The 25746-nt window shown below is 65.8% G+C and carries 24 protein-coding genes; 17 read left to right on the top strand and 7 right to left on the bottom strand.

The annotated features are described in order from the left end of the window. Nucleotides 1-49: 49 nt before the first annotated feature. The 7 genes from rhaI to ACX80V_RS09160 all read left to right on the top strand — a co-directional run bounded on the left by rhaI (nucleotide 50) and on the right by ACX80V_RS09160 (nucleotide 7868). A complete protein-coding gene (rhaI, locus tag ACX80V_RS09190; RefSeq protein ID WP_485842899.1) occupies nucleotides 50-1228 on the top strand; it encodes an L-rhamnose isomerase in 1179 nt (392 codons plus the stop codon). A gap of 4 nt (nucleotides 1229-1232) precedes the next feature. Further along, nucleotides 1233-3269 (top strand): bifunctional aldolase/short-chain dehydrogenase, encoded by a 2037-nt coding sequence (locus ACX80V_RS09185; protein ID WP_485842898.1) that lies wholly within the window; start codon nucleotides 1233-1235, stop codon nucleotides 3267-3269. Further along, nucleotides 3266-4738 (top strand): rhamnulokinase, encoded by a 1473-nt coding sequence (locus ACX80V_RS09180; RefSeq protein ID WP_485842897.1) that lies wholly within the window; start codon nucleotides 3266-3268, stop codon nucleotides 4736-4738. The genes ACX80V_RS09185 and ACX80V_RS09180 overlap by 4 nt, the downstream gene beginning before the upstream one ends. A 177-nt stretch (nucleotides 4739-4915) precedes the next feature. After that, nucleotides 4916-5917: an acetylxylan esterase gene (locus ACX80V_RS09175; protein WP_485842896.1), complete on the top strand. Its 1002-nt coding sequence runs from the start codon at nucleotides 4916-4918 to the stop codon at nucleotides 5915-5917. Between the two features lie 234 nt (nucleotides 5918-6151). Continuing rightward, nucleotides 6152-7258 (top strand): 3-deoxy-7-phosphoheptulonate synthase, encoded by a 1107-nt coding sequence (locus tag ACX80V_RS09170; RefSeq protein ID WP_485842895.1) that lies wholly within the window; start codon nucleotides 6152-6154, stop codon nucleotides 7256-7258. 142 nt (nucleotides 7259-7400) lie between these two features. Continuing rightward, the gene (locus ACX80V_RS09165) at nucleotides 7401-7613 is read left to right on the top strand and encodes a helix-turn-helix domain-containing protein (protein ID WP_058931377.1); all 213 of its coding nucleotides are present in this window, start codon (nucleotides 7401-7403) and stop codon (nucleotides 7611-7613) included. A 156-nt stretch (nucleotides 7614-7769) separates the two neighbouring features. Next, on the top strand, nucleotides 7770-7868 hold the full coding sequence (locus ACX80V_RS09160; protein ID WP_003792170.1) for a 30S ribosomal protein bS22: 99 nt from the start codon (nucleotides 7770-7772) through the stop codon (nucleotides 7866-7868). A gap of 227 nt (nucleotides 7869-8095) precedes the next feature. On the opposite strand, the gene ACX80V_RS09155 is transcribed toward ACX80V_RS09160, so the two are convergent. The 4 genes from ACX80V_RS09155 to ACX80V_RS09140 all read right to left on the bottom strand — a co-directional run bounded on the left by ACX80V_RS09155 (nucleotide 8096) and on the right by ACX80V_RS09140 (nucleotide 11180). Then, nucleotides 8096-8335, bottom strand: a complete 240-nt coding sequence (locus ACX80V_RS09155; protein WP_485842894.1) for a substrate-binding domain-containing protein — start codon at nucleotides 8333-8335, stop codon at nucleotides 8096-8098. A gap of 438 nt (nucleotides 8336-8773) precedes the next feature. Continuing rightward, complete coding sequence (locus tag ACX80V_RS09150; RefSeq protein WP_485842922.1) at nucleotides 8774-9331, bottom strand: AMIN-like domain-containing (lipo)protein; 558 nt, start codon at nucleotides 9329-9331, stop codon at nucleotides 8774-8776. A 761-nt stretch (nucleotides 9332-10092) separates the two neighbouring features. Continuing rightward, nucleotides 10093-10218, bottom strand: a complete 126-nt coding sequence (locus tag ACX80V_RS09145; protein WP_485842893.1) for a hypothetical protein — start codon at nucleotides 10216-10218, stop codon at nucleotides 10093-10095. A 143-nt stretch (nucleotides 10219-10361) separates the two neighbouring features. Beyond that, the gene (locus ACX80V_RS09140) at nucleotides 10362-11180 is read right to left on the bottom strand and encodes an HAD family hydrolase (protein ID WP_485842892.1); all 819 of its coding nucleotides are present in this window, start codon (nucleotides 11178-11180) and stop codon (nucleotides 10362-10364) included. Between the two features lie 150 nt (nucleotides 11181-11330). Between ACX80V_RS09140 and ACX80V_RS09135 the strand changes: the two genes are divergently transcribed. Both ACX80V_RS09135 and ACX80V_RS09130 read left to right on the top strand, forming a co-directional pair. Beyond that, nucleotides 11331-11606 (top strand): glutaredoxin family protein, encoded by a 276-nt coding sequence (locus ACX80V_RS09135; RefSeq protein ID WP_485842891.1) that lies wholly within the window; start codon nucleotides 11331-11333, stop codon nucleotides 11604-11606. A gap of 69 nt (nucleotides 11607-11675) precedes the next feature. Continuing rightward, the gene (locus tag ACX80V_RS09130) at nucleotides 11676-12401 is read left to right on the top strand and encodes a redox-sensing transcriptional repressor Rex (protein WP_485842890.1); all 726 of its coding nucleotides are present in this window, start codon (nucleotides 11676-11678) and stop codon (nucleotides 12399-12401) included. Nucleotides 12402-12458: 57 nt separating this feature from the next. Here ACX80V_RS09130 and ACX80V_RS09125 read toward each other — a convergent pair whose 3' ends face one another. From ACX80V_RS09125 to ACX80V_RS09115, 3 genes are all read right to left on the bottom strand, one after another. Next, entirely contained in the window at nucleotides 12459-13268 is an 810-nt protein-coding gene (locus ACX80V_RS09125; RefSeq protein ID WP_485842889.1) for a hypothetical protein, read from the bottom strand. A 180-nt stretch (nucleotides 13269-13448) separates the two neighbouring features. Beyond that, nucleotides 13449-14195, bottom strand: coding sequence for a hypothetical protein (locus ACX80V_RS09120; RefSeq protein ID WP_485842888.1), 747 nt, complete (start codon nucleotides 14193-14195; stop codon nucleotides 13449-13451). A gap of 107 nt (nucleotides 14196-14302) precedes the next feature. Continuing rightward, nucleotides 14303-14851 carry a YceI family protein gene (locus ACX80V_RS09115; RefSeq protein WP_252570272.1) on the bottom strand — a complete coding sequence of 183 codons (549 nt, stop codon included), beginning with the start codon at nucleotides 14849-14851 and terminating at the stop codon, nucleotides 14303-14305. 202 nt (nucleotides 14852-15053) lie between these two features. Between ACX80V_RS09115 and ACX80V_RS09110 the strand changes: the two genes are divergently transcribed. The 8 genes from ACX80V_RS09110 (at nucleotide 15054) to ACX80V_RS09075 (ending at nucleotide 25624) form a co-directional block, all read left to right on the top strand. Next, nucleotides 15054-15734, top strand: coding sequence for a histidine phosphatase family protein (locus tag ACX80V_RS09110; RefSeq protein WP_485842887.1), 681 nt, complete (start codon nucleotides 15054-15056; stop codon nucleotides 15732-15734). Between the two features lies 1 nt (nucleotide 15735). Continuing rightward, nucleotides 15736-16371 (top strand): TlpA family protein disulfide reductase, encoded by a 636-nt coding sequence (locus tag ACX80V_RS09105; RefSeq protein ID WP_485842886.1) that lies wholly within the window; start codon nucleotides 15736-15738, stop codon nucleotides 16369-16371. Between the two features lie 15 nt (nucleotides 16372-16386). Beyond that, the gene (locus ACX80V_RS09100) at nucleotides 16387-17142 is read left to right on the top strand and encodes a cytochrome c biogenesis CcdA family protein (protein ID WP_485842885.1); all 756 of its coding nucleotides are present in this window, start codon (nucleotides 16387-16389) and stop codon (nucleotides 17140-17142) included. Next, the gene (resB, locus tag ACX80V_RS09095) at nucleotides 17142-18899 is read left to right on the top strand and encodes a cytochrome c biogenesis protein ResB (RefSeq protein WP_485842884.1); all 1758 of its coding nucleotides are present in this window, start codon (nucleotides 17142-17144) and stop codon (nucleotides 18897-18899) included. The genes ACX80V_RS09100 and resB overlap by 1 nt, the downstream gene beginning before the upstream one ends. Then, complete coding sequence (gene ccsB / locus ACX80V_RS09090) at nucleotides 18899-20035, top strand: c-type cytochrome biogenesis protein CcsB (protein WP_485842883.1); 1137 nt, start codon at nucleotides 18899-18901, stop codon at nucleotides 20033-20035. The genes resB and ccsB overlap by 1 nt, the downstream gene beginning before the upstream one ends. A 156-nt stretch (nucleotides 20036-20191) precedes the next feature. After that, on the top strand, nucleotides 20192-22273 hold the full coding sequence (locus tag ACX80V_RS09085; protein ID WP_485842882.1) for an Hsp70 family protein: 2082 nt from the start codon (nucleotides 20192-20194) through the stop codon (nucleotides 22271-22273). Nucleotides 22274-22276: 3 nt separating this feature from the next. Next, nucleotides 22277-24430, top strand: coding sequence for a LuxR C-terminal-related transcriptional regulator (locus ACX80V_RS09080; protein WP_485842881.1), 2154 nt, complete (start codon nucleotides 22277-22279; stop codon nucleotides 24428-24430). Between the two features lie 66 nt (nucleotides 24431-24496). Further along, nucleotides 24497-25624, top strand: coding sequence for an IniB N-terminal domain-containing protein (locus ACX80V_RS09075; protein ID WP_485842880.1), 1128 nt, complete (start codon nucleotides 24497-24499; stop codon nucleotides 25622-25624). Nucleotides 25625-25746 lie beyond the last annotated feature (122 nt).

Below are 25746 nucleotides of genomic sequence, written 5' to 3'. Positions count from 1 at the left end.
CGAACCACAGCACAACAGACCACATCACTAAAGACCGGGAAGAACCAACATGAATGACGTAGCAACGGCGCTGGGCAGGCTCGGGGAGCTTGCCATCGAGGTCCCTTCGTGGGCTTATGGCAATTCAGGCACGCGCTTTAAGGTGTTTGGCACGCCGGGCACCCCGCGGACCGTGCAGGAGAAGATCGCGGACGCGGCCAAGGTGCATGAGCTGACCGGCCTGGCCCCCACGGTGGCCCTGCATATCCCCTGGGACAAGGTGGATGACTACGCGGCGCTGAAGGAGTACGCGGCCGGCCTGGGCGTGGGCCTGGGCACCATCAACTCGAACACGTTCCAGGACGACGAGTACAAGTTTGGTTCCCTGACGTCGTCGAACGGGTCGGTGCGGCGCCGGGCCATCGCCCATCACCTGGAGTGCATCGAAATTATGCACGCCACGGGCTCGCAGGATTTGAAGGTCTGGCTCGCGGACGGCACCAATTACCCGGGCCAGGACGATATGCGCGGGCGTCAGGACCGTCTGGCCGAGTCGCTGCAGGAGATCTACGCGGCCTTGGGCGACGAGCAGCGCCTGGTCCTGGAGTACAAGTTCTTCGAGCCCGCCTTCTACCACACCGATGTTCCGGACTGGGGCACCTCCTACGCGCAGACCCTTGCCCTGGGCGAGAAGGCCATGGTCTGCCTGGACACCGGCCACCACGCGCCGGGCACCAACATCGAGTTCATCGTGATGCAGCTGCTGCGCCTGGGCAAGCTGGGCTCCTTTGACTTCAACTCCCGCTTCTACGCGGATGATGACCTGATTGTCGGTGCGGCGGATCCGTTCCAGCTGTTCCGGATCATGTACGAGGTCATCCGTGGCGGCGGCTTCGGCACGTCCGCAGGAGAGAACTCACACGTTGCCCTCATGTTGGACCAGTGCCACAACCTGGAGGAGAAGATCCCGGGCCAGATCCGCTCGGTCCTGAACGTCCAGGAAATGACCGCCCGCGCCCTGCTGGTGGACACCGCCGCCCTGGGCGAGGCCCAGCGCACCGGGGATGTCCTGGCTGCCAACGGCGTGTTCAACGACGCCTTCTACACCGACGTCCGGCCCATCCTGGCCGAATGGCGTGAATCCCGCGGCCTGCCCGCGGACCCGATGGCTGCTTTCAAGGCCAGCGGTTACCAGAAACAGATCAACGAGGACCGCGTCGGCGGCCAGCAAGCCGGATGGGGCGCATAAGAGCATGAGCAACAAGACTGTTGAAGACCTGATTTCCCGTTCCAACCGCCTCGGCGCGGACAAGCGGAACACCAACTTTGCCGGCGGCAACACCTCGGCCAAGGGCACCGAGAAGGACCCGGTCACGGGCGAGGACGTCCAGCTGCTCTGGGTCAAGGGCTCCGGCGGGGACCTGGGCACCCTGACGGCCGGGAACCTCGCCGTGCTGCGCCTGGACCGGCTGAACGCACTCAAGGCCGTTTACCCCGGCGTCGAGCGTGAAGACGAAATGGTGGCCGCCTTCGATTACTGCCTGCACGGCAAGGGCGGAGCAGCGCCGTCGATCGACACCGCCATGCATGGCCTGGTGGACGCCGCGCACGTGGACCATCTGCACCCGGACTCCGGGATCGCGATTGCCACCGCGGTGGACGGCGAGGCCCTGACCGCCAAGGTCTTCGGCGACAAAGTGGTGTGGGTTCCGTGGCGCCGCCCCGGTTTCCAGCTGGGCCTGGACATCGCGGCGATCAAGGACGCCAACCCGCAAGCCATCGGCACCATCCTCGGCGGGCACGGCATCACCGCCTGGGGCGCCACCAGCGAAGAAGCCGAGGCCAACTCGCTGTGGATCATCGAGCAGGCCGAGAAGTTCATTGAGGAGAACGGCAAGGCCGAACCCTTCGGCGCCAAGCTGCCGGGCTACGCCGCACTCCCGGAAGCAGAGCGCCGCGCGAAGGCCGCCGCGCTGGCCCCGGTGATCCGGGGGCTGGCGTCCACGGACAAGCCGCAGCTGGGGCACTTCAGTGATGACGCCGTCGTGCTTGATTTCCTGGCAGCCGCCGAGCACCCGCGTCTGGGTGCCCTGGGCACGTCCTGCCCGGACCATTTCCTGCGTACCAAGGTCAAGCCGCTGATCCTGGACCTGCCTGCCGATGCTTCCATCGAGGACTCGGTGGCGCAGCTGAAGGAACTGCACGCCGCCTACCGCGAGGATTACCAGGCCTACTACGACCGCCACGCCACTGCGGTGAGCCCCGCTTTGCGCGGCGCGGACCCGGCCATTGTCCTGGTCCCGGGCGTGGGCATGTTCTCCTACGGGGCGAACAAGCAGACCGCCCGCGTTGCCGGCGAGTTCTACCTCAACGCGATCAACGTGATGCGCGGCGCCGAGGCGATCTCCACCTACGCCCCGATCGAGGAGTCCGAGAAGTTCCGGATCGAATACTGGTCCCTCGAGGAAGCCAAGCTCGCCCGCCTCCCGAAGCCCAAGTCGCACGCCTCCCGCATCGCGCTGGTGACCGGCGCGGCGTCGGGTATCGGCAAGGCCATCGCCACCCGGTTGGCGTCCGACGGCGCGTGCGTAGTCATCGCCGACCTGAACCTGGAGAACGCCCAGGCCGTCGCCGCGGAGCTCGGCGGCGCGGACGTCGCCATCGGTGTCCAGGCAGATGTGACCGACGAAGCGCAGATCGCAGCCGCGATCCAGGAAGCGGTGCTGGCGTTCGGCGGGCTGGACCTGGTGGTCAACAACGCCGGCCTGTCCATTTCCAAGCCGCTGCTGGAGACCACCGAAAAGGACTGGGACCTGCAGCACAACGTGATGGCCAAGGGATCCTTCCTGGTCTCGAAGGCCGCAGCGAAGGTCATGATCGACCAGGACATGGGCGGGGACATCATCTACATCTCCTCCAAGAACTCCGTGTTCGCGGGCCCGAACAACATCGCCTACTCCGCCACCAAGGCCGACCAGGCCCACCAGGTCCGGCTCCTCGCGGCCGAACTGGGCGAACACGGCATCCGCGTCAACGGCATCAACCCCGACGGCGTGGTCCGCGGCTCCGGCATCTTCGCCGGCGGCTGGGGCGCCAAGCGCGCCGCAGTCTACGGCGTGGACGAGCAGGAACTCGGCAAGTACTACGCCCAGCGCACCCTGCTCAAGCGCGAAGTCCTGCCCGAGCACGTGGCCAACGCCGCCGCGGTCCTCACCAGCAACGAACTGTCCCACACCACCGGCCTCCACATCCCCGTGGACGCCGGGGTGGCCGCAGCCTTCCTCCGATGAGCACCACCGAATCAGCTGCGAACACCGCCCCGGCCACGGCCGGGGCGGTGTTCGCCGCCGTCGACATCGGCGCCTCCTCCGGCCGGGTCATCCTGGGCCGGGTCAACGGAACGGGCGTGGAGCTGGAGACGGTGCACCGTTTTCCCAACGGTGTGGTGGAGCTCGACGGCGGCCTCCGCTGGGATTTCGACGCCTTGTTCGCCGAAGTGCTCGCGGGCCTGACCGTCGCCGCCACCGTGGCGGCGGCGCAGGACGAAACCATCACCAGCATCGGGATCGATACCTGGGCGGTGGACTACGGCCTGGTCAACAAGTCCGGGGAACTCACGGCCCAGCCGTTCAGCTACCGCGATGACCGCAGCCGCGCCGCCGTCGCGCCCGTGCATCGGAAACTGGACGCTGCCCGGCTTTACGGCACCACCGGGCTGCAGTTCCTGCAGTTCAACACCCTCTACCAGCTGGCCACCGAGCGGGACTTGGACGGTCTGAAGGCGCTGCTGATCCCGGACCTCATCGCGTTCCTGCTGACGGGACAGCGGCGCACGGAATCCACGAACGCCTCCACTACAGGTCTCTTTGATGCTGTCGCGGGGGAGTGGGCTCCGGAGTTCCTCACCGCCCTCGGCTTGCCGAAGAAGCTGTTCCCGCCGCTGATCGAGCCCGGCGAAACCGTGGGCACGCTGCTGCCGGAGATCGCGTCCAGGGTGGGACTGCCCGCCACCACCAAAGTGGTGGCCGTCGGCTCGCACGACACGGCCTCCGCCGTCGCCGCAGTGCCTGCACAGGAAGAGAACTTCGCATATATCTCCTCCGGCACGTGGTCGCTGGTGGGGCTGGAACTGAACCATCCGGTCCTGACCGAGGCCAGCAGGGCAGCGAACTTCACCAACGAACGCGGCGTGGACGGCACTATCCGCTACCTCCGCAACATGGGCGGGTTGTGGCTGCTCAGCGAATGCCAGCGGACCTGGGCCGCGGAGGGCTTCACCCCGGAACTCGCTGATCTGCTCGACGCCGCCGCGGCGCTGCCCCCGGGCGGCCCGCAGATTAATCCGGACGATTCAGCGTTCATCGCCCCGGACAACATGCCCCACCGCATCCGCGCCACGGTCCGCCACACCGGGGACCTCCTGCCTGATGACCCGGCGGCCATTACGCGGTGCATCATGGACAGCCTCGCCACCGGCTACGCGCGGGCCATCGCGGACGCCGAACGCCTGGCGGACCGCACCGTGGACGTGGTCCATGTCGTGGGTGGCGGCTCCCAGAACGGGCTCCTCTGCCAGCTCACGGCCGACACCACCGGCAAGAAGGTGGTGGCAGGACCCGTAGAAGCGACCGCCGTCGGCAATGTCCTGGTCCAGGCCCGGGCAGCCGGCGTCGTCAGCGGCGGGCTCACGGAACTGCGCCGCCTGGTGGTGTCATCGCACGAGCTGCAGACGTTCACGCCACAGCTCTCCCGCCTGTAACCACCCGCCACCCCAGCGCGAAAGGACATTTGAGCCCCGGAGTCGGGGCCTCAAATGTCCGCTCGCGCCCGGAGGCAGGCCCCAAGTGTCCCTTCGCGCTCAAACGTGGGTGCCCTTGGGTGGTTTGCGTGACGTAGGATCTCCGATAGCACCCACGAGACAGGACCGGACAGCAGCATGCCCCTCTTCGACCTTCCCCTTGACCAGCTCCGCAGCTACACCTCGAGGGTCACGCCGCCCGCCGACCTGCAGGACTTTTGGGACGCCACCCTCGACGAAGCCCGGACGTTCCCGCTCAACGTCACGTTCGAGCCCGTTGAGAACTACCTGTCGGTCGTCGACACCTTCGACGTCACGTTCGCCGGCTACGGAGGTGCACCGATCAAGGGCTGGCTGCACCTCCCGGCGAATCGGCGCGCCGGAACCCGGCTGCCCGTCGTTGTCCAGTACATCGGCTACTCGGGCGGACGCGGCCTGGTCAACCAGGACACTAAATGGGCGCAGGCAGGCTATGCGCATTTCATCATGGACACCCGCGGCCAGGGCTACGGCGGGATCCTCGGCGAAACGGCCGATCCCCACCCGTCTGCGGGCGAGGTGGCCTACGCGGGGCTCATGACCAGGGGCGCCAACAGGCGCGAGGACTACTACTACCGCCGCGTATACGTGGACGCGTTCCGCGCGGTGGAAGCGGCGCAGTCCCACCCGGAGGTGGATCCTGCGAGCGTTGTCGTGGCCGGGATCAGCCAGGGCGGCGGCATTGCGGTGGCGGTTGCCGGGCTGGTGGCGGGAAGGCTCGACGGCGTCATCGCCGCGCTGCCCGACGTTCCCTTCCTGCAGGACTTACCCAGGTCCATAGACATTGCGGCCCGCGGCCCCTATCCGGAAATCGCGGCTTTCCTGGGCAGGCACCGGGACCGGTATGAGCCCATGCTCGCGGTCCTGAACTATTTTGACGGCGTCAACCTGGCCCGGGCGGCCACGGCGCCTGCCCTGTACTCGGTGGCACAGATGGACGATGTCTGCCCGCCGTCCACGGTGTTCGCCAGCTTCAATGCCTACGGCGGCGGCGCCGCGACACAAAAGGAGATCGAGGTCTACCGGTTCAACAACCACGAGGGCGGCCAGGAGCACCACTGGATCAGGCAACTGCAGTACCTCCGCGAGCTCCTGGGCTGACATCGCGCAACGTTACGGCCGCGATTTTGCGGCGGTCACAGCCCGCGGTTATGGTTTGCCTATGACAAACCGTTGGTATGCGTATTTTTCGTTGGCTCTGGAGGAGCCCGCGTCTAACTGACACGCATCCATCTTCCTTCAGAGCCAACAGGGCAGAGATCATTCTCTGCCCTTCGCCATTTCTCCGGCGGGTTCTGATCTGGGCCCGCTTCCTATCTGGAACAGGACCCGAACATGAGCACCGCGACAGCCACTCCCTCGAAATCCACGTCCAATCTGCGCGTCAGCGAATTCACGCCGCTGCCCTCGCCCCAGGAGCTCATCGCCGAGCTGCCCCTGGACGCCCGGGTGACGGACGTCGTCGAGCGTGGCCGCGACGAAGTCCGCGCCATCATGGACGGCGTGGACGACAGGCTGCTGGTCATCGTGGGCCCCTGCTCCATCCACGATCCCAAGGCTGGACTGGAATACGCCCGCCGGCTAGTCAGCCAGGCAGAAGAGCACCGTGACGACCTCCTGATCGTGATGCGCACCTACTTCGAAAAGCCCCGCACGACGGTGGGCTGGAAGGGCCTGATCAACGATCCTCGCCTGGACGGCAGCCACGACATGGTCACGGGGCTCCGGACCGCCAGGGAATTCCTGCAGCAGGTCACCGCGCTGGGTCTGCCCACGGCCACCGAATTCCTGGAACCCACCAGCCCCCAGTACATGGCGGACCTCATCTCGTGGGGAGCCATCGGGGCGCGCACCACCGAGAGCCAGATCCACCGGCAGCTTGCCTCCGGTCTCTCCATGCCCATCGGCTTCAAGAACGGGACCGACGGCGACCTCCAGGTAGCGCTCGACGCGTGCGGCGCCGCCGCTGCCGCCCAGGCATTCCTGGGGATCGACGGCGACGGACGGGCCGCCCTGGTGGCCACCGCCGGGAACCCGGACACCCACGTCATCCTCCGAGGTGGACGGAAGGGGCCCAACTACTCAGCGGCCGACGTCGAAAGCGCCTCCGCCAAGCTCGCCGGCAAGGGGCTCAACCCCCGGCTGATCGTGGACGCCAGCCACGCCAATAGCGGCAAGAGCCACCACCGGCAGGCGGAAGTGGCGCTGGAAATCGGCGCACAGCTGGAGGACGGCGGCGAGGCGGCTCAGGCCATCGCGGGTGTCATGCTGGAGAGCTTCCTGGTGGGCGGTGCCCAGAACCTGGATGTCAGCGAGCATGCGGCGGGTCGGGCGGAACTGGTCTACGGGCAGAGTGTCACGGACGCGTGCATGGATTGGGACGTCTCCGTTTCGGTCCTCGACCAGCTCGCGGCGTCCGCCCGGAAGCGCCGGACCGCTTAATGATTGCCCGGATGACTTTCACTACAGCCCCATGAACCTCTAGAGTATCTAACACATGGTTGGTGGATGGCTCAGCATCGGCACACCGCATATGAATCAAAGCTGGGGTACTGTCGTCATCCATCAGCAAAGGAATAGGGAAATGTCCGCAGAACAGAACTTCTCGAACGCGAAGTTCCTGACCGTGGCCGAAGTGGCCGAGGTCATGCGCGTCTCCAAAATGACCGTCTATCGGCTGGTCCACTCAGGCGAAATGCCTGCGGTGCGTTTCGGCCGGTCGTACCGGGTGCCGGAGAGTGCCGTCGAGCAGTACCTCAAGGGTGCTGTGGTGGACGGGCACTCCGAAACCGCCTGAGCATTACCTGCGGTCAGTGGGCATCGCCAAGAAGCGGTACCCTGTTAAGGAACGTTTTACGTCATTGTAAGAATCTGTCAGTTGTTTCAGTCTGTAGCTCTGTCCACGGACCATTTCCATCAGACAGGTACTGCATCTAGTTTGTGAGGAACTTTCGTGGGTTCAGTTATTAAGAAGCGTCGCAAGCGTATGGCCAAGAAGAAGCACCGCAAGTTGCTTCGTAAGACCCGTCACCAGCGCCGCAATAAGAAGTAGAGATACTTCGACAAGCGTGAAATGCCCGTTGCCTTCACGGCAGCGGGCATTTTTTTGTCTGCGTGGTCGCCACCTGCTGTGTCTCGCCGTCGCTTAGAGCCTGTTCCTAAACTCTGTAGGGGCAGGCTCTTAGCCTAGGCCGAACCCTCACCGGGTGCTGCGCCTAGCGGCCTGGCGGGCATTTCGGCAGCTTGCGGGGATCGGGGCGGGGCTGTGGGTTTTATGGACTACCAGGTGAGGCGTGCTGACGACATGGGCTGGCGATTGGGTTCCGTGCGGTCCACAGCAGCAGGGGCAAGCAGCGGCGCGTCCTGGCTGATGGATGACAGCTGCACGTAGCTGAGCCGGGTGAACTGGCTGTCGTCGTAGCCCAGGACAGAGACGTCCGTAGGGACCGCAGTTCGCACGGCTGTTCCGCCGCCGACAAGGACGATTCTGCGGTGGCCCAGAGCCGTGAGGTGGTCCACGGCCATCCGATGCCGGCGTGGTCGTCGCTGCTGACGGAGTCCACGAGCTCATCGACTTCCTCGCGGAGAAGGCTTACCTCCGGCGCCTGGCGGGCATATCGCGCCAGGTCCTGGCTTCACCGGCCGACAGACCGAGGACTGAATTGCTTTCGGGGTCACCGCCCAGGTGCGGATGCGATCGGTTCACGTTCATAGGCAGAGTCGCTGGCTGGAAACGAAGCTTTGACTGCAAAGATCATCCTGCATGACGTCGGCGTCTCAGTTCCTTGGTCAAAGGGAGTAGCCGCCCCTATGGTCACCCAGGAAAGTGGGGGCTGCGGATCCCGCAAGCCCCACCCTTAGAACTACTGCCTGGTGCGCGCCCTAACGGCATCGCCTTCATGCGGAGCCCGGGCGCCGCCGTCGTTCTTCAGCACCCTGGCTGGCTGGTCCCAGGCGTCACCAGCGGTGTGCTACATCGATCACCAGCCGAGACCCGTTGCCCGGGCCGGCCAGCGTGAATACCCGGAACGGCAGCCGTGCGCGGACCCCTAGCCCGATCTCCGTCACCGCCTCGAAGGTGCCTGCGAATGCCACCTGGCGGAAGGTCTGGAAGCCGGCAACGTTCACCGCTTCGTCCCGGTTCGCCGGGGTGTAGGTCGGGTTGTAGTTCTGGTCATGGGCCGGTGCCATGACTGTCACATCGATGAACGCGCCGCCCCGCAGCGGAAGGGTGAAGCCGGACCCGTCCTGTGTCACGGCCCTGACATAGCGCACGGTGTATCTGGGGACCTCGCCGTTGACGTCCACCACCAGGCGGTCGAAGCAGGCGTGGCGCCCGGAGCGGATATTGGTGATCGGATCCTGGCTTGGACCCAACGCCAGCGTGGCGGTCGACTTGGCCAGCGAACCCCAGGTGATTCCGCAGAAGGGGGCCGCCGAGGCGGTGCCGGGCACAACGAGTCCCAGTCCTGCGGTCAGCGCCAGGACCGCCAGTAGGGCGGGTACCTTCGCCATGATGCGCCGGCGCTTTGGTCGCGCTGCATTCGGCAGCGTTTGGGACATGGTCCCGCGGGCGGGGATCCCGTTTCCGGGTCCGGAATGCTTGGGCAGCCGTCCCCACGGTGCCCGGAAGTTGATGCTCATTTTTACATCCTGATTGCTCAAGGGATTGCGAGTGAAGACGTCCACTGGACGTGATGGCCTCATTGCCATGTAGTGGGATGGCACCCCCCGCTCCCGTTCGCGGTGCGGTGTGATGCGTTCAGTTTGTGCTCCCAGACGACGGCAAACAAGCAAGATTCGGCGACGATAATGAAACGGTTCTGCATCTATTCACGAGTTTTTCAACCCCTGATCATGGACGATGAACCACGGATCGTGTGCCGGGGAGATCTACGCGGCCGGTGCCTCTGCCTCCGTTTCCATCCGGGTCAAACAAACGAGGGCGTCTACGGCTGCTCCTGATGGGCGGACCGTCAGCAGATGCGGATTTCCGCCCCCGCTAAGAGCCTTTTCCCAAACCTGTGGCGCCCGGAGACGAACGGTAGTGCGGCGTGGCGGCTTTTAATGAGGCGGAACTCCTGTTAATCCGGTGATTGTCTACATCGCCGGTTCACGGGAGTTCCTTCGTGTTAGTTTGCCGTACCCAGGATGAAAGCGCTATTGAGGCTGCGGCCCGGTGTTGCCGCTTCGCTCCCTTCCACTCGTGCCCGGCACCGCGTGCACGCCGGTATCCGACCGACACCACGAACGCGCAGTGGAGGGTGATCGATCCGCTACTGCCGGACCCGGCCTTCATCAACGGCGCCGGCGGACGACCCGAGGCCCACTGCCGCCGGGCCATTGTCGACGCGATCGGCCCACCACGAAGCCATGGTCCGCTGGACAATGATCAGAATCACCAGCAAACGCTTGGGCAAACAGGTTTAGGAACAGGCTCTTAGACACAGCCGAAAGGCGCTCCTACGGTCGCTGGGCGACCTTCGTCCCGCGTTCGGCCGCGATGCGCTCCTACGCGAGACGCAGCAGCTGGCGGGTCGGGTTCCTAAATGCGCGGGCCGCGGATGCGGGCGAAGCCTTTCCAAAGTCCGTAAATTACGCCGCCGGCCGTTGCTGCCTTGAGGCCCACGGTTGCGGCGCGGCGGCCGGAACGGAAGTCGTAGACCGGCCAGTTGTTGTCCCGCGCGTGGCGGCGGAGCCTGGCATCGGGGTTGATGGCTACCGGGTGCCCCACCAGGGTCAGCAGCGGGATGTCATTGTATGAGTCGCTGTAAGCCCAGCACCGCTTGAGGTCCAGGTCTTCGGCGTGGGCCAGGGCCTGCACTGCCACTGCCTTGGCGGAACCGTGCAGGATGTCGCCCACAAGCCGGCCGGTGTACATGCCGTCGGCAACCTCGCCCACGGTGCCCAAGGCTCCGGTCAGGCCGAGCCTGGTGGAAATGACCGCGGCAACCTCGATGGGGGTTGCGGTAACCAGCCAGACCCGCCGGCCCACGCGCAGGTGCTGCTGCGCCAGTGCCTTGGCGCCGGGCCAGATCCTGGACGCGATCATTTCGTCGTAGACCTCTTCGCCCAGGGCCTTGACGTCTTCCACGGTGATGCCCTCGGCGAGGGTGAGGGCGGAGTCGCGGACAGCGTGGACATCGTCCATGTTCTCGCCGCGCGCCACAAATTTGAACTGCTTCCACGCGAACCCCGCAGCCTGCGTCAGGGTGAAGGCGCCGCGTTGGTGCATCTTGCGGGCAACATGGAAGAGGCTGGCGCCCTTCATGAGGGTGTTATCGACGTCGAAGAAGGCGGCTTCGCCGGTCTGCATCAACGCATCCGGCTGGGTCACCACAGCGACGTACTTCTCCTCGGGCATGTCCACGAGTCTAGTCAATACTCGGTGACCAAGATTTCAATGCCAGCGCGAGTGCTAGTGCGAGTGCCAGCGCTCGCCCGGATACCCGCGTCGCCGTACGCCCCGCCGTCGGCCACTGTCCTCTGCCCTGAAGGGCGATACGGTTAATGCATGGCAAAACCCGAGGTAGTCCTCATCACCAAAGCAGACTGTCACCTGTGTGCAGGGGCGCGCGACGCCGTCGGACGCGTTACTGCCTTGCTGGGACTTGGGTGGACGGAACAGCAGGTGGACGAGATGCCGGAACTGCGTGAGCGGTACGCGGAGGAAATCCCCGTAGTCCTGGTGGATGGAATCCAACGCGATTTCTGGAAGATCGACGAAGCCCGGCTGGAGCGCGTCCTCAAACGCGCCATGGCCCAATCGGTAAGCGGCCTCGCAGAATGACACCGGCTTTGTTGGCACCAGCGGCGGGGCTCTAGAGTGGAGTCACGACGCGATGGGATGGAGGGGATAGTGACTTCACTGGATTCATCTCCCCATGCTGTCCAAGGTACAGAGGCTGGCCACAGTACACAGCCCGTCCACGGCGCCGAGTCCACCAAGCAAATACCGCCCGCAGCAGTGGCCCGGCTGACCATCTACCTGCGCGCCCTTAACACGCTGCTGTCCGACGGCGTCGAACGGGTATCTTCGGAATCGCTGGCGGAAGCGTCAGGCGTGAGCTCGTCAACCCTGCGCAAGGACCTTTCCTATGTGGGTTCCTACGGCACGCGCGGAGTGGGTTACGAAGTGCAGTACCTGAGCCGTCACATCTCCGCGGCCCTGGGGCTGACCCACGACTGGAAGGTCGCCATTGTTGGCGCGGGTAACCTCGGCAAGGCCCTGGCCCGTTACGGCGGCTTCGAGTCCCGCGGGTTTGACGTCGTGGCAATTTTCGACGCCGACCAGATGGTGGTGGGCAATGAGGTGGGCTGGCTGCGCGTCAGCGACGCTGCGGACATGGAGGCCGTGTTGCAGCGGACGGGCGCCAACATGGTGGTCCTGGCACTTCCGGCCCACGTGGCGCAGGCCGTGTGCGACCGCGTGGTGGCGGCGGGTGTCCACAGCATCCTGAGCTTCGCCCCCGTTATGCTGCAGGTCCCCGAGGGCGTCAACCTCCGCAAGGTGGATATGGCCACCGAACTGCAGATCCTCGCCTATCACGCACAACGGGCGCAGACCCCGGACCAGACCGCCTAGTTCGTCGGCGGCTGATGGGGCCCACGCCCGTTAGGGTGTGGATGCGGCTCGTTGGTACTACTGCCCGTAGGGGTTGCCAGGCGTGGTGCCCGGGGCGCCGTACGGGTTAGCGAACGGCTGCTGCTTGCGGAAGTAAGGTGCCGCGGCCGGCAGGTAGAGCAGCACGATCGCTGCGATCCCGGCCAGCGTCCCCACGGTTCCGAGGCTCGGTGGTCCGAAGAGGCCGAAAATGGACAGTGCCGCGAAAACGGTACCGAGGATGCGGGCCCAGTTCTTGCCCTTACGGACGAAGAACGCCACCAGCGCGTACAACCCAGCGCCGATGATGGCGAAGACCACGAGCGACCCGGCGAGGACACCCTTGAAATCGTCGAAGGCAAACTCCGTGCCGGTAGCGCCACCGCTGCGCATGGCGTCTTCGAAGGCGCGGCGCATCGCCGGGTCATCGAGCATGCCAATGCCCATCAGCAGGCTGATGACATACACAACACCCGCGCCAATCAGCAGCCAGAACGAGATGTTGACCAGCTGGGGAACCCCGTTGGATCCCGTGGCCTGCGGCTGTTCGGACGGGTACTGCGCGTAGGGGGACTGCCCGTACGGCTGCTGGCCATAAGGCGGAGGCGTGGGCTGGCCGAACTGCGGCGGGTTGTTCTGGCCGTACTGCGGGGCGTTCTGCCCGTACTGGGGTGCCGGGGGAGTCTGCTGGCCGTACTGCTGGCCGTACTGCGGGGCGTTTTGCCCGTACTGTGGCGCCGGCGGTGTGGGCTGCCCGAACTGCGGGCTGTTCTCGCCGTATCGGGGCGCTGGCGGCTGGTTGCCCGGCTCGGGCTCGTTTGGGACGGGAGGCGGGACAGGCGTGCTCATGAGCGGTCCTTTGCAGGTCGGATGTCAGTTCGGCGGCTGGGTGCAGTCCAACTGGCCTGCCCCCAGTACGGCTTACTTCCCACCGTACCCCCGGCGGGTGCCGCGGGGGATCATTCCGGAGAGGTATTCCCACAGAACTCAGCGGGGGTCGCGCAAGACTGTGTTTCTACTGGATCCGGTCTACGCGCGGCCCTTGACGGAGTTGAACCAGGCCTGCGAGTTCGGCAGCCACATGAGCACCGTTGCCGCGGCGCTGATGAGGAAGCCCAGCCAGTTGTTGCCGATGCCCTGGCCCATGCCGCCGCCGCCCACGCTGCCGCCGAGCACGGCGAGAACCAGCGAAACGCCGGCCACGATGGTGAGCGCAAGGCGGGCCCATTCCTTGCCTTCCTTCATCTTCAGGACCAGGACAATCTGGGCGGCGGCCAGGGCCAGTGCCACCAGGACCAGAAGGAGGATCACCGCAGCCAATCCGGGCGCCACGGTGAACAATGCAAGAGTGACAAGCACTCCGAAGAGGCCGCCCAACACACCCAGCATGCCGCCGATGAGCCAGATCCAGTACGAGACCTTGAGCTCGGTGGACAGCCCGGTCACGCTGAACATGCCGGAGAACCCGGCCTTGGGCATAACGTCGTTGAAGTTGCGGGGGCCGTCGGTTGGCATCTCAAAGCGGAACCCGCCCGGCTGGCCCGGTTGGCCATACGCCTGGCCCGGCTGGCCATACGCCTGGCCCGGCTGCGGGTAGGCGGGTGGCGGCTGGTAGCCCGCGGGAGGAACACTGCCGGCAGGGGGAACGTTGCTGACAGGCGGCTGGGTGACGGGCGGCTGGGTGACGGGCGGCTGAGTGACGGGCGGCTGAGCGCCGGGCTGCTCGGCGCCGGGCTGCTGGGGCTGCTGGGGCTGCGGTACTTCACTGTTGCTCATGGGTCTCACTGTAGACCGCGGATCCGCCGGTATCTAGGGGATTAAACAAAGCACCCCGGCCGCCAGATTCCGGGGAAGTGGCGGCCGGGGTGCTTCGGGAAGAAAAGCTAGGCTGCGGGTGCGATGAACGCGAGCTCCAGGTTGATGGCAACCTTGTCGCTGACCAGCACGCCGCCGGCTTCCAGAACGGCGTTCCAGGTCAGGCCGAAGTCCTTGCGGCTGATGGTGGTTTCAGCGGAGACGCCGGCGCGGGTCATGCCGAACGGGTCCACGGCCACGCCGTTGAACTCGGTCTCAAGGGCAACGGGGCGGGTGACGCCCTTGATGGTGAGATCCCCGGTCAGCTCGTAGCTGTTGCCTTTGGCCACGAGGCCGTTGGAGACGAAGGAGATTTCCGGGAAGGCCTCGACGTCGAAGAAGTCTTCGCCGCGGACGTGGCCGTCGCGGTTGACATCGCCGGAGTCGAAGCTGGCGGTCTGGATGGTGGCGCTGATCTTGGAATCGGCCACGTTGTCGGCGAGGTCCAGGGTTGCCACGGCATCCTTGAACTGGCCGCGGACCTTGCTGATGCCGGCGTGCCGGACGGTGAAGGCGATCTCGCTGTGCGAGTTGTCGAGGGTCCAGGTGCCGGTGGTGACGTCTGCGGGAAGAGTCATGGTGTTTCTCCTTGGGTTTGTCGGGTGGTGCTTCCGGATAGCTTGACGCTTCATCTGTTGAATCCTCAACTATCCGCTGCATCCAGTATAAACATGCGTTTGCATGTTTTGTTCCCGGTTCCGGAACATTTTTCCAAAAATTTCAGTTCTACTGGATGTAGAAGATTTCGGATCGCACGCCATCTTTGAGAAACTGGTAAACATGCCCCAATCCACTGTCCATCTGCTCCGCCACGGCGAGGTCCACAATCCTGACCGCGTTTTGTACGGCAGGCTGCCCGAATTCCACCTCTCCGAGCTGGGCCGGGAAATGGCGCAGATGCTCGCCGACCACTTCGCCGAGCGTGCCGCGCGCGGGGCAAGGATCGTCTACCTCGCGGCGTCGCCGCTGGTCAGGGCGCAGGAAACAGCGGCCCCCACGGCAGAGGCGCTTGGTCTGGAACTCCACACGGACAGCCGCATCATTGAAGCGGAAAACTACTTCCAGGGCATGAAGGTCACCAAGGCCGAGCTCCGGAAGCCCAAGCACTGGCCCCACCTGGTCAACCCGTTCCGGCCGTCCTGGGGCGAACCGTACAAGGCGCAGGCCGCGCGTGTCATGTCAGCTGTTGAGGACGCCCGGCTCCGGGCCATCGAACTGGCCGCCGGCGACTACGGAACCGACGGCCCGGAAGCCATCATGGTCAGCCACCAGCTCCCCATCTGGGCCACCCGCCTCAGCGCCGAAGGCAGGCCGCTGTGGCATGACCCGCGCAAACGCGAGTGCACGCTGACGTCCATCACCTCCCTGGTGTTCGACGACGACGGCTCGCTCCTGCGCGTTGAGTACAGTGAGCCCGCTGCCGTACTTCTTCCCGGTGCCGCCAGCACCCCCGGAGCCTGACATGACTGACCCTCGCGCAACATCCCGCGCAATTTCAGGCACAGCGTCCCGCCGTGCCGTACTCGCGGCCGGCGGCGCCGCCCTGACCGCCCTGACCCTGGGCCTGTCCGCCTGTGCGCAGGAAGACGCCCTCGCCAAGCAGGCCAAAGCCGGCGACAACAAGAACTACGTGGCTGGGGACGGCTCGGTGACCGAGTTCACCGCGGCGGACCGCAAGGCCGCAGTCGCCATTAACGGCACGCTGTTCAACGGCACGCAGATAGCCCCAGCGGACTTCCAGGGCAAGGTGACCGTCCTGAACTTCTGGTTCGCCGCCTGCGCACCCTGCCGCGTTGAAGCACCCATCCTGGAAGAGCTGCACCAGGACTTCATGGACCAGGGCGTGCAGTTCTTTGGCGTCAACCTCCGCGATGAAAAAGGCACCGCAGAGGCCTTCGACAAGACCTTCAACCTGACCTACCCCAGCTTCGACGACAAGAACGGCGGCGTGCTCCTGGCCGTCTCCGGGCTGGTCCCGCCGGGGGCAGTCCCCACCACGCTGGTCCTGGACAAGCAGGGCCGCGTGGCCTCGCGCGTGCTGGGCGAAATCCAGAAGGGCACCCTCAAAGCCCTCATCACCGCCGCCGTGGCAGAGTAGCGGCGGCCCCGGACCGTGAACAGCCCCTTCGCCGAAACCATCCTGAACGGCTCGCTCCTGCTTGCCATCCCGGTGGCGCTGCTCGCCGGCCTGGTGTCCTTCCTGTCGCCGTGCGTGCTGCCCCTGGTGCCCGGCTACCTGGGCTACGTCACCGGCCTGAGCGGCGTGGACCTGGAGAAGCAGAAGCGCGGCCGGATGCTGGCGGGCATCGGGCTTTTTGTGCTGGGATTCTCGGTGATTTTCGTGCTTCTGGGCGGCGCGTTCGGCCAGCTCGGCACCCTGATCACCGGCTCGCAGAATGCCTGGATCACCCAGCTGCTGGGGCTCCTGGTCATCCTCATGGGCGTGGTGTTTATGGGCGGTTTCGGCTGGCTGCAGCGTGATGCGAAGATCCATGCCAAGCCCCCGGCCGGCCTGTGGGGCGCGCCGTTGCTGGGCCTCACGTTCGGCCTGGGCTGGGCCCCGTGCATCGGGCCCACCTACTCTGCCGTCCAGCTCCTGAGCCTGTCCGGCGGTTCCTCCGCAGCCAAGGGTGCCCTCCTGGCGTTTGTCTACAGCCTGGGCCTGGGCATCCCGTTCCTGCTGATCGCCCTGGCGGTGCGGCGCGGCATGGGCGTGATGTCCTTCTTCCGCACGCACCGCCTGGCCATCCAGCGGATCGGCGGCGGGATCCTGGTGGTGCTCGGCCTGCTGATGGCCAGCGGCATCTGGGGCACCTGGGTCACCGAGTTGCAGTACTGGTTCCAAACCGATGTGAAGTTGCCGATCTGATGAGCGAGCGCGTGAAAGCAAACAAGAAGTCCCCGGCACCCGTTGCCGCCGCCAAAACCGAGGCGGCGCTGCCAGTCCTGGGGCCGGTGGAGATGCTGCGCTGGGCCTGGACCCAGCTGACCAGCATGCGCACGGCGCTGTTCCTGCTGCTGCTCCTGGCCGTCGCCGCGGTGCCCGGTTCGCTGTTCCCGCAGCGCCCGGCCAACCCGTCCATCGTGACGCAGTACATCAAGGACAACCCGGACTACGGGAAGCTGCTGGATACCCTGCAGCTCTACGACGTCTACTCGTCGGCCTGGTTCTCGGCCATCTACATCCTGCTGTTCACCTCGCTGATCGGCTGCGTGGTCCCGCGCGCCATCGCCCACTACAGGGCCATGCGCTCCCAGCCGCCGCGGACCCCCAAACGTCTCTCCCGCCTCCCCGAGTACGGCACCCTGGTGGTTCCCGCCGACGCCGGCCTCCCGGCGTCGGACGCCATCCGCAGCGCCGCCGGGGTGCTGAAGAAGCGCGGCTACCGCGTTGACGTGAGGGACGACGACGGCGCGCGGCCGTCTTTGGGTGCCGAGCGCGGCTTTGCCAAGGAAGTGGGGAACCTGGTGTTCCACACGTCGCTGATCGGCGTGCTGGTTTCGGTGGCCGTGGGCGGCCTGTTCGGCTACAGCGGCCAGCGCATCCTGGTGGAGGGCGATACCTTTGTGAACACCCTGGTGGGCTACGACCAGTTCACCCCCGGCACCAACTTCCAGTCCAGCCAGCTGGAACCGTATTCCATCCAGCTGGACAAATTCGACGTCTTGTTTGACCGCGAATCACCAGGAAAAATCGGCCAGCCCATCGACTTCAACGCCGAAGTCACCACGCGGGAAACCCCGGACTCGCCCGCCAAGCAGGAAGTCCTGAAGGTCAACGATCCCGTGACCCTGGGCGGCACCAGCATCTACCTCACCGGCAACGGCTACGCGCCCGTGGTGACCATCCGTGACGGCGCCGGCAACGTGGCCATGCAGGGTCCCGTGGTGGCCAAGCTCCAGGGTGACAACTACTACTCGTCCCTGGTGATCAAGGTCCCCGACGCACGTCCCGAACAGTTGGGCTTCGTGGGGTTCTTCCTGCCCACGGCGTTTATCACCGAGGAGGGGGTGTCCTTCAGCGGCGATCCGGACCTCTTCAACCCGCAGCTGACCCTGAACTCGTACTTCGGGGACCTAGGCCTGGACGCTGGCTCGCCGCAGAACGTCTTTGAGCTCGACGTCAGTGACCTCACGCCGCTGAACGCCCGCAACCTGGACGCCGGCGGCATCACCCTGGCTCCGGGCAGCACCTACACCCTGCCGGACGGCAAGGGCAGCATCAGCTTTGACAGCGTGAAGCGGTACGTGGGCGTGGACATCCACCACAACCCGGGCCAGCTCTACGCCCTCATTTTCGCGCTGCTGGCCGTGGGCGGCCTGATCGTCTCGCTCTACGTGAACCGGCGCCGCGTCTGGGTGCGGACCGGGACCCACGAGGACGGCCGCACCATGGTGGAGTATGGCCTGCTTGCCCGCGGTGAGGACCACCGGCTCGCCGCGGAAGCGGTTGCCGTCAGGAAGCTGCTGTCCGAAGAGTGGCAGCTTGCGGATTCCGATTCCGGCGAATCTGCTGACGGTTCCGACTCCAGCGTCACCCAGCAAACTCCCAGCCGCCAGGGCGATAATGGCGCAGACTCTGTCACCACCCCAGCGGGCCCCACCGGGCCGAAAAAGGACCAGTAATGCCGTTCGCCATTAACGAAACCATGGGCCAGTACAGCGAGCTGTTTATGCTGCTCGCAGCCGGCACGTACACCGTGGCCTTCATCGCCTTCGCCTGGGACCTCGCGAAGAGCAGCAGGGCACTGCGCGCCATTGACCTGAAGGCGGCCGAGGCTGCCGGGACCAAGGTGCCCGCGATGGCCGGCGCCGGTGCGTCTGCTGGTGCGTCTGCTGGTTCTGCCGCGGCAGCCGACAGTGTGGCAACGGACAGGGTGGACTCGCACCTGGCCGGACCCGTGGGACGGGCCGAGCGGCCGTCGTCGTCCGTGGCCAAGCGGGGCGGCGACGCTTCCGGGGCAGGGCAGACGGCCGACGCCGATATGCGCTATGCGGCGGAACGCCGCGTTCCGGCGCGGGTCGCCGTTGCCCTCACCGTTCTCGGTGTGCTGATCCATGCTGCCGGCGTCATCACGCGTGCCGTGGGTGCAGGCCGGGTGCCGTGGGGCAACATGTACGAGTTCCTGACCACCGGCGCCTTTGTGGCGGTGGCGGTTTTCCTGCTGGTGCTGATCCGCCGCGACCTGCGGTTCCTGGGCACGTTTGTGGTGGGCCTGGCCATCATCATGCTGGTGGCCGCCTCGGTTGCTTACTGGACCCCCGTGGGCCACCTGGTCCCTGCGCTGCAGAGCTACTGGCTGATCATCCACGTCTCCATCGCGGTGCTCTCCTCCGCACTCTTCACCCTCACGTTCGCCATGTCCGCCCTGCAACTGGTGCAGTCCCACCGGCAAAAGACGGTGGCAGCCGGTGGTGCTGACAAGCTTGGTTTTATGCGCCTGGTTCCCTCGGCACTGAGCCTGGAAAACCTGTCCTACCGCATCAACGCCATCGCCTTCATCGGCTGGACCTTCACGCTCATGTTCGGTGCCATCTGGGCTGAAAAAGCCTGGGGCCGGTTCTGGGGCTGGGACACCAAGGAAGTCTGGACCTTCGTGATCTGGGTGGTCTACGCGGGCTACCTGCACGCCCGCGCCACGCGCGGCTGGACCGGCACCCGCGCCGCGTGGCTGTCGATCGTCGGCTACCTCTGCGTGGTCTTCAATTTCACCATCGTCAACCAGTTCTTTAACGGTCTGCACTCCTATTCGGGCCTCTGAACTGGGGTTTCTCCGGCTGTCCTTGGCAACGGTCGACTGATACGCCAATCGATGTATGAATAAGGGTGTTGCCCCGCAGACGGTGATGCTACCTTGGTGGGAGTTGTCAGTGATGAAGCTCGCAGACAGCTAGCTGCGTTTTTTGCCGAGGTGCCCATGAACTATGTTCTCGCCGTGGACGTCGGGACCAGTTTCACCGCCGCCGCCATAGTTCGAATTAATCACGACGCTTCAAGTGTTCCGGAGAGCCTGCCTCTGGGGCTCCGCGGAACGGCTGTGCCTTCGGTGGTTTACTACCCCGAGGAAGGCCCCATCCTGGTGGGGGAGGCGGCCGAGCGCCGCGGCCTTGATTCCCCGGAGCGGGTGGTGCGGGAGTTCAAAAGGCGGGTCGGAGACGACGTCCCCTTTGCCGTCGGCACGCTTTCCCTCCCTGCTGAGGACGTCTTCGCCACTATGGCGCGATGGGTCGCAGACCGGGCTGAAGAACGCGAGGGAGCGCCGCCGTCGGACATTATCCTTTCCCACCCTGCCTCCTGGGGTGCGCACCGAACGCAGCTCATCCTCGCCGCCCTGGCCTCAAAAGACCTGACCAAGGTCACGCTGATCAGCGAACCGGAAGCGGCGGCTCTGCACTACGCCGCCCAGGTGCGGGTAGAGGATGGCAGTACCATCGCCGTCTACGACCTCGGTGGCGGGACCTTTGACACCGCCGTCCTGAAGAAAACGGACGCCGGCCACTTTGAACTGCTGGGCCGGCCCGAAGGGATCGAGGGGCTGGGCGGCGCCGACTTCGACGCAGCCGTCCTGCGGTACGTTGCCGATCACGCCGGGCAGGGCCTGGCCAATCTTGACCCGTCGGCGCCCGGCGCCCTGGCGGCCCTCTCGCGCCTGCGGCGGGAGTGTGTTGAAGCCAAGGAGGCGCTGTCCGCGGACAGCGAGGCGAGCATTTCGGTGCTGCTGCCGGGAATCCAGCAGCAGGTGCGGCTGGTCAGGTCCGACTTCGAGGCGATGATCAGCGAGCCCATCCGGGAAACAGTGGACGCCCTGGAGCGTTCCCTGCAGGACCTGGGGCTCACCCCGGACGACCTGTCCGCGGTGCTTCTCATCGGCGGCTCATCGCGCATTCCCCTGGTGGCACAGCTGATTTCGGAGCAGCTGGACCGGCCGATCGCCGTGGACGCCGATCCGAAGTCATCCATCTGCCTCGGCGCGGCGGTTGCCGCCCTTCGCGCTCAGCCGGAGGGGGCCGCGCAGCCCGCTGCCATGACCGCACAGCTGGCTGACGCCGTCGTACTCACGCAGGCTGACGGGCATCATGGAGCTGCCGGCCGACGAGCCAGCTGGTCCCGGCATGCCGACGCCGGTGCTGCAGCACTCGCCGCCGGTGCCCATGCCACCGGTGCCCATGCTGCCGGGCGCAAGGGCGGCGCGCACGGGCCCCGTTCGACCGTGCGGCTGACTGCGGTAGCAGCGGTAGTGGCGCTCTTCACCGGGCTGACAGCGACTGCAGCCCAGAGCCCGGACGGACTCGGCAGCCTCTCGGCGATGCTCGCCCCGCCGGCAGATGCGGCGAAGGACACCCCAAGCGCTGCTCCTCCTGACGGAACCGGCGGACCTGGCTCCGGTGGCCCCGCGGCAGGAGTAGGCGCGGCAGGAGCAGGCGCGGCGCAGCTACCCGTGCATGGGATTGAAGCCAGCGCCCAGCTGCAGGACAGCAGCGCGCCGGCCAGTTCCACGGGACTGGACATTGCTGCCTCGTCCACCAGCAGGCCACCTACCGAAGCAGGCCAACCAGCCGCCGGCGGGGCCGGTGCCGGGACGGGCACTTCTGGTGAGCCTGCACAGGGTTCCGGAGGCTCCACCCCGGGTCCGGTGACCAACCCGACGACGGACCCGCCGCCGGACCTGGTCCCATTGCCCGTCGATCCTGTACCTGATCCGACCACTGACCCGGCCCCGGATCCTACGACCGACCCTGCGCCGGATCCGACTACCGACCCTTCGCCGGATCCGACCACTGATCCGACCACTGACCCAGTTCCGGATCCGACTACCGACCCTGCGCCGGATCCGACCACTGACCCGGCTCCCGATCCGACCACCGGCCCGGCTCCCGAGCCGTCGTCGGCACCTGCGCCGGAGCCCGATCCGACGACGGCCTCTGCGCCGGCGCCCGACCCGTTCGCGGAACCGTCCCCCACCACGGATCCTGTCCCAACCACCGAACCGGCGGTCTGAGGCATGGCCGCCGATCATACGCAGCCCGAACGGGAACTGCACGAGGCAGGGACGTCGGCTCCCGCCGGTGCCGCTGACATGGCACAGCAGTTGCGGGGCGAGAATGCGGCAGTCCGTGAACTCCTGCTGGCGCTGTCCGTAGGGTTCACCTTGCCCGGTCCGCTGCCCGGTGATTTCGCGCACAAGCTGGAAAGCCCTGACAGTCCGGGCCTGGACGCCGTGGTAAACCGCGCCGAGGCCTCGGGCCTGCTGCTTGCCGACGGGACAGTCGTCGGCCCCGCCCAACACGCGCTCCTGAACGGCACGCCCACAGCCCGTGTGCATGCATTGCAGCGGGAACTCGTTGGTTTTGTTTCGGCCGAGGGCCAGCCCTTCGGCGACCTTGCCCGCGAGCTGGCGAGGGGCGGACTGGCGGACCCGAGGGTCGCCGCCGAACTCGAAGCCGCAGCGGACAAAGCGCTGCAGCACAACCCCGGTCTGGCCGCCCAGCTGTACAGCGAAGCGCTGCTGGCAGGGGCGAACGAACTGCGCATCGCTGCCCGCCGAGCCCAGGCCGCAGCCGCCACGGGCGACCTTGACGCCGCCGGCCGGATTATTGACGGGCTCCTGGTGAGCTCTGATCCGCCGGATGTCAGACTTGGCGTGGATGTTGCTGCTTCCGTCTGGGCACAGCGCGGGCTGCTGGTCCGCAGTGCCGACCTCTATGCCTGGCTTGGTCCGGCGAACATGGGCCGGTCCGCCCCGCTTGCCGCGGTGGCCATGATCGGCAGCGGCGACCGGGCAGGCGCGGAAGAGGCCTTTCCCGCCGGGTCGGCACCGGTGTCGCCCACCTTACTGGCGGTGGCGCTTTCGCAAACGGGCAAGGGCGTGATGGAGTCGATGGAGCGGGATCCACACAAGGGCCTTCCCCTGCTGATCCATGCTTCGGACATGCTCAACGCGTCCGGTTCGGCGCTACCCCTTCCGGACACCCCTGGAGCGTTGGCCGCGTTACTGGCCCTCTACAGCGGTGAATCCCACGTAGCGGACACCATCATCCGCTCCGCCGTCGCAGCGAGGCAGGGCGGTGACGCCGCCAAGCCACGGCTCCACCTCTTGCAGGCGTGGTCGGCCATGCAGCAGGACGATGCTGGCGAAGCACGGCTGGCCATCAACGAAGCCTCCAAAGCCAACCACTGGCCGCTGGTGCCCAGGGACGAGTTCCTGTGCGCGGCCCTGGAAGTGGGCCTTGCGCGGCGCAGCGGCGACGTCCATGACCTGGTGATGGCCTGGGAGCGCGCCCGCGAAGCGATGCTGCACACCGCCGTCGACCTTTACAGCCTGCTGCCGTGGGGCGAACTGATGATTGCTGCCGCCCGGTTGCGGGAGACACGGCGCGTCGCGCATTATCTGGATGAAGCGTGGGTCCTGCTGACCAAGCTGGGGGAGCCGCCCCTGTGGGCCGTCCCGCTTCACTGGGCGGCGGTCCAGGCTGCCCTGCTGAACAAGAGCCCGGCCGACCTTGCCCCGCACGCAGCAGCGCTGGTGCGGGCCTCGGAATACAGTCACATGGCCGCTGTGTTCGCCGCCGCAGGCAAGGCCTGGGTCAGCGTCCTGGCCGGCCGGTTCCAGGCGACGGATGTGGAGAACGCAGCCCGGGGACTGAAAGTGGTGGGCATGCCATGGGAAGGGGCCCGGCTGGCAGGACATGCGGCCGCGCAGGCAGACGAGCGCAGGGACATGATGCGGCTCCTTGCCTGCGCCAGGGACCTCCACCCGCAGGGTGGAACCACCGGGCCACCCGCCGGGCCGTCACCGGAAGTACGCCGCGGCGCCGCCGAGAACAACCATGGCGCGCATCCTGACGCCTCGGGGCTCAGCGAACGCGAAAAGGAAGTGGCGCGGTTGGTCCTGGAAGGGAAGACGTACCGGGAAATCGGCGAAGCCATCTACATTTCCCCCCGGACCGCTGAACATCACATTGCCAGGATGCGGCGGAGGCTTGGGGCCGAAAACCGCTCCGATCTGTTGGTCCGCCTGAGGCTGGCGCTAACTGCAGATCATCCGGGCCAGGACGGAGCCACTGCTGCCCCTAGCCACGAAACAGGCAAACCCCTAATGCGGGGCATCCGGGTACGGGGACACAACCCGATGCCCGGCCCCTACGAAGGACCTTAGGTTTGATTTAAGCCCGGCGCCGAGGCCTGGCGATCCACAACTCCGAGAAGATTTGAGGACCATCCAATGCCTACACTCGCAAACCAGCTCGTCCAGTTCCTCATGGGCCTGTTCAACAACCCCGCCGCTGCCCAGGAGTTCCTGCACGATCCGGAGCGTTCACTCGAGGGTGCCGGCCTGCGCGAAGTCTGCTCCGCCGATGTTGACGCCGCGATGCCGGTTGTCCTGGACTACGCACCCATCACTGTCAACGCTTCTTCCTTCGACCGGGAGTACAACACCGGCGGGAACACCTCGTGGACCGGAGGCATCGGCGGCGCCGGCCACACCCTGCCTCCTGCAGGCGGCGGCTCAGGACACACTCCGGGGCACGACCAGCATGACGATCACGCCCACGCTGTCCAGCAGCTGCACCACGTGGTGAACAACTACTCCTACACCTCAACGGTGGATGACCGGGACACGATCACGGACCAGTCGGTCAACCAGAACATCTGGGCCGACGGCGACGTGAACCAGTGGTTCGACAACGAGGCTGTCATCGCATCCGGCGATAAGGCCCTGGCTGCCGGCGACGACAACAACGTCCGGGACTCCTACAACACCACCGACTCCTACAACACGGACAACACCACGGACAACTCCACGGACAACTCGATCACCGCCGGCGGCGACATCAACATCGGCAACCGCGATCTGGATGTGGCCGATTCGTTCAACACCGACGTTGACCTTGATGTCGCTGATTCGTTCAACGACAACTCGGACAACTCCGATAACTCCGATAATTCGGACAACTCGGATAACTCCGTGGATAACTCGGAAGACAACTCGGTGACGATTGAGGATTCCTTCCAGGACAACTCCGCTAACTCCACCGAGGACAACACCGTCGAAGTCAACGACAACTCGGACAACTCCATCGAAGACAACTCCACCACCGATGTTGCGATTGAGGATTCCTTCCAGGACAACTCGGATAACACCACCAACACCGAGGTTGCGGTTGAGGACTCCTTCAACGACAACTCGCAGGCGGAGACCACCGAAGTGGAGGTGGTTGATTCCTTCAACCCGGTGGAGGTTGTGGTTGAGGATTCTTTCCAGGACAACTCCACCGAGGACAACTCGACGAACACTGACGTGGTTGTGGACACCGACGTCGCGGTCGAAGATTCGGAGATCAGCCTATAAACATCAAGTTCCGGGTACCGGGAGCGCCCGGCAGGAGGCCATCGACCTCCTGCCGGGCTCTTCGCGGATTATCACCCGCCCCACCCGCACCCCTGCTGCAAAGGACAGATCATGGCTGAATC

The organism is Pseudarthrobacter arbutini (genome assembly GCF_054510915.1).
The sequence above is the reverse complement of the archived record's forward strand: the minus strand, read 5'-3'. Positions and strand labels throughout refer to the sequence as shown.

Bases quoted from the DNA above. Each gene is read 5' to 3' on its own strand.
- ACX80V_RS09170 (WP_485842895.1), top strand. From the start codon at position 6,152: ATGAGCACCGCGACAGCCACTCCCTCGAAATCCACGTCCAATCTGCGC.
- rhaI (WP_485842899.1), top strand. From the start codon at position 50: ATGAATGACGTAGCAACGGCGCTGGGCAGGCTCGGGGAGCTTGCCATC.
- ACX80V_RS09140 (WP_485842892.1), bottom strand. From the start codon at position 11,180: ATGCCCGAGGAGAAGTACGTCGCTGTGGTGACCCAGCCGGATGCGTTG.
- resB (WP_485842884.1), top strand. From the start codon at position 17,142: ATGAGCGAGCGCGTGAAAGCAAACAAGAAGTCCCCGGCACCCGTTGCC.
- ACX80V_RS09135 (WP_485842891.1), top strand. From the start codon at position 11,331: ATGGCAAAACCCGAGGTAGTCCTCATCACCAAAGCAGACTGTCACCTG.
- ccsB (WP_485842883.1), top strand. From the start codon at position 18,899: ATGCCGTTCGCCATTAACGAAACCATGGGCCAGTACAGCGAGCTGTTT.
- ACX80V_RS09075 (WP_485842880.1), top strand. From the start codon at position 24,497: ATGCCTACACTCGCAAACCAGCTCGTCCAGTTCCTCATGGGCCTGTTC.
- ACX80V_RS09180 (WP_485842897.1), top strand. From the start codon at position 3,266: ATGAGCACCACCGAATCAGCTGCGAACACCGCCCCGGCCACGGCCGGG.
- ACX80V_RS09185 (WP_485842898.1), top strand. From the start codon at position 1,233: ATGAGCAACAAGACTGTTGAAGACCTGATTTCCCGTTCCAACCGCCTC.
- ACX80V_RS09115 (WP_252570272.1), bottom strand. From the start codon at position 14,851: ATGACTCTTCCCGCAGACGTCACCACCGGCACCTGGACCCTCGACAAC.
- ACX80V_RS09080 (WP_485842881.1), top strand. From the start codon at position 22,277: ATGGCCGCCGATCATACGCAGCCCGAACGGGAACTGCACGAGGCAGGG.
- ACX80V_RS09105 (WP_485842886.1), top strand. From the start codon at position 15,736: ATGACTGACCCTCGCGCAACATCCCGCGCAATTTCAGGCACAGCGTCC.
- ACX80V_RS09125 (WP_485842889.1), bottom strand. From the start codon at position 13,268: ATGAGCACGCCTGTCCCGCCTCCCGTCCCAAACGAGCCCGAGCCGGGC.
- ACX80V_RS09110 (WP_485842887.1), top strand. From the start codon at position 15,054: ATGCCCCAATCCACTGTCCATCTGCTCCGCCACGGCGAGGTCCACAAT.
- ACX80V_RS09165 (WP_058931377.1), top strand. From the start codon at position 7,401: ATGTCCGCAGAACAGAACTTCTCGAACGCGAAGTTCCTGACCGTGGCC.
- ACX80V_RS09120 (WP_485842888.1), bottom strand. From the start codon at position 14,195: ATGAGCAACAGTGAAGTACCGCAGCCCCAGCAGCCCCAGCAGCCCGGC.
- ACX80V_RS09175 (WP_485842896.1), top strand. From the start codon at position 4,916: ATGCCCCTCTTCGACCTTCCCCTTGACCAGCTCCGCAGCTACACCTCG.
- ACX80V_RS09150 (WP_485842922.1), bottom strand. From the start codon at position 9,331: ATGGCGAAGGTACCCGCCCTACTGGCGGTCCTGGCGCTGACCGCAGGA.
- ACX80V_RS09085 (WP_485842882.1), top strand. From the start codon at position 20,192: ATGAACTATGTTCTCGCCGTGGACGTCGGGACCAGTTTCACCGCCGCC.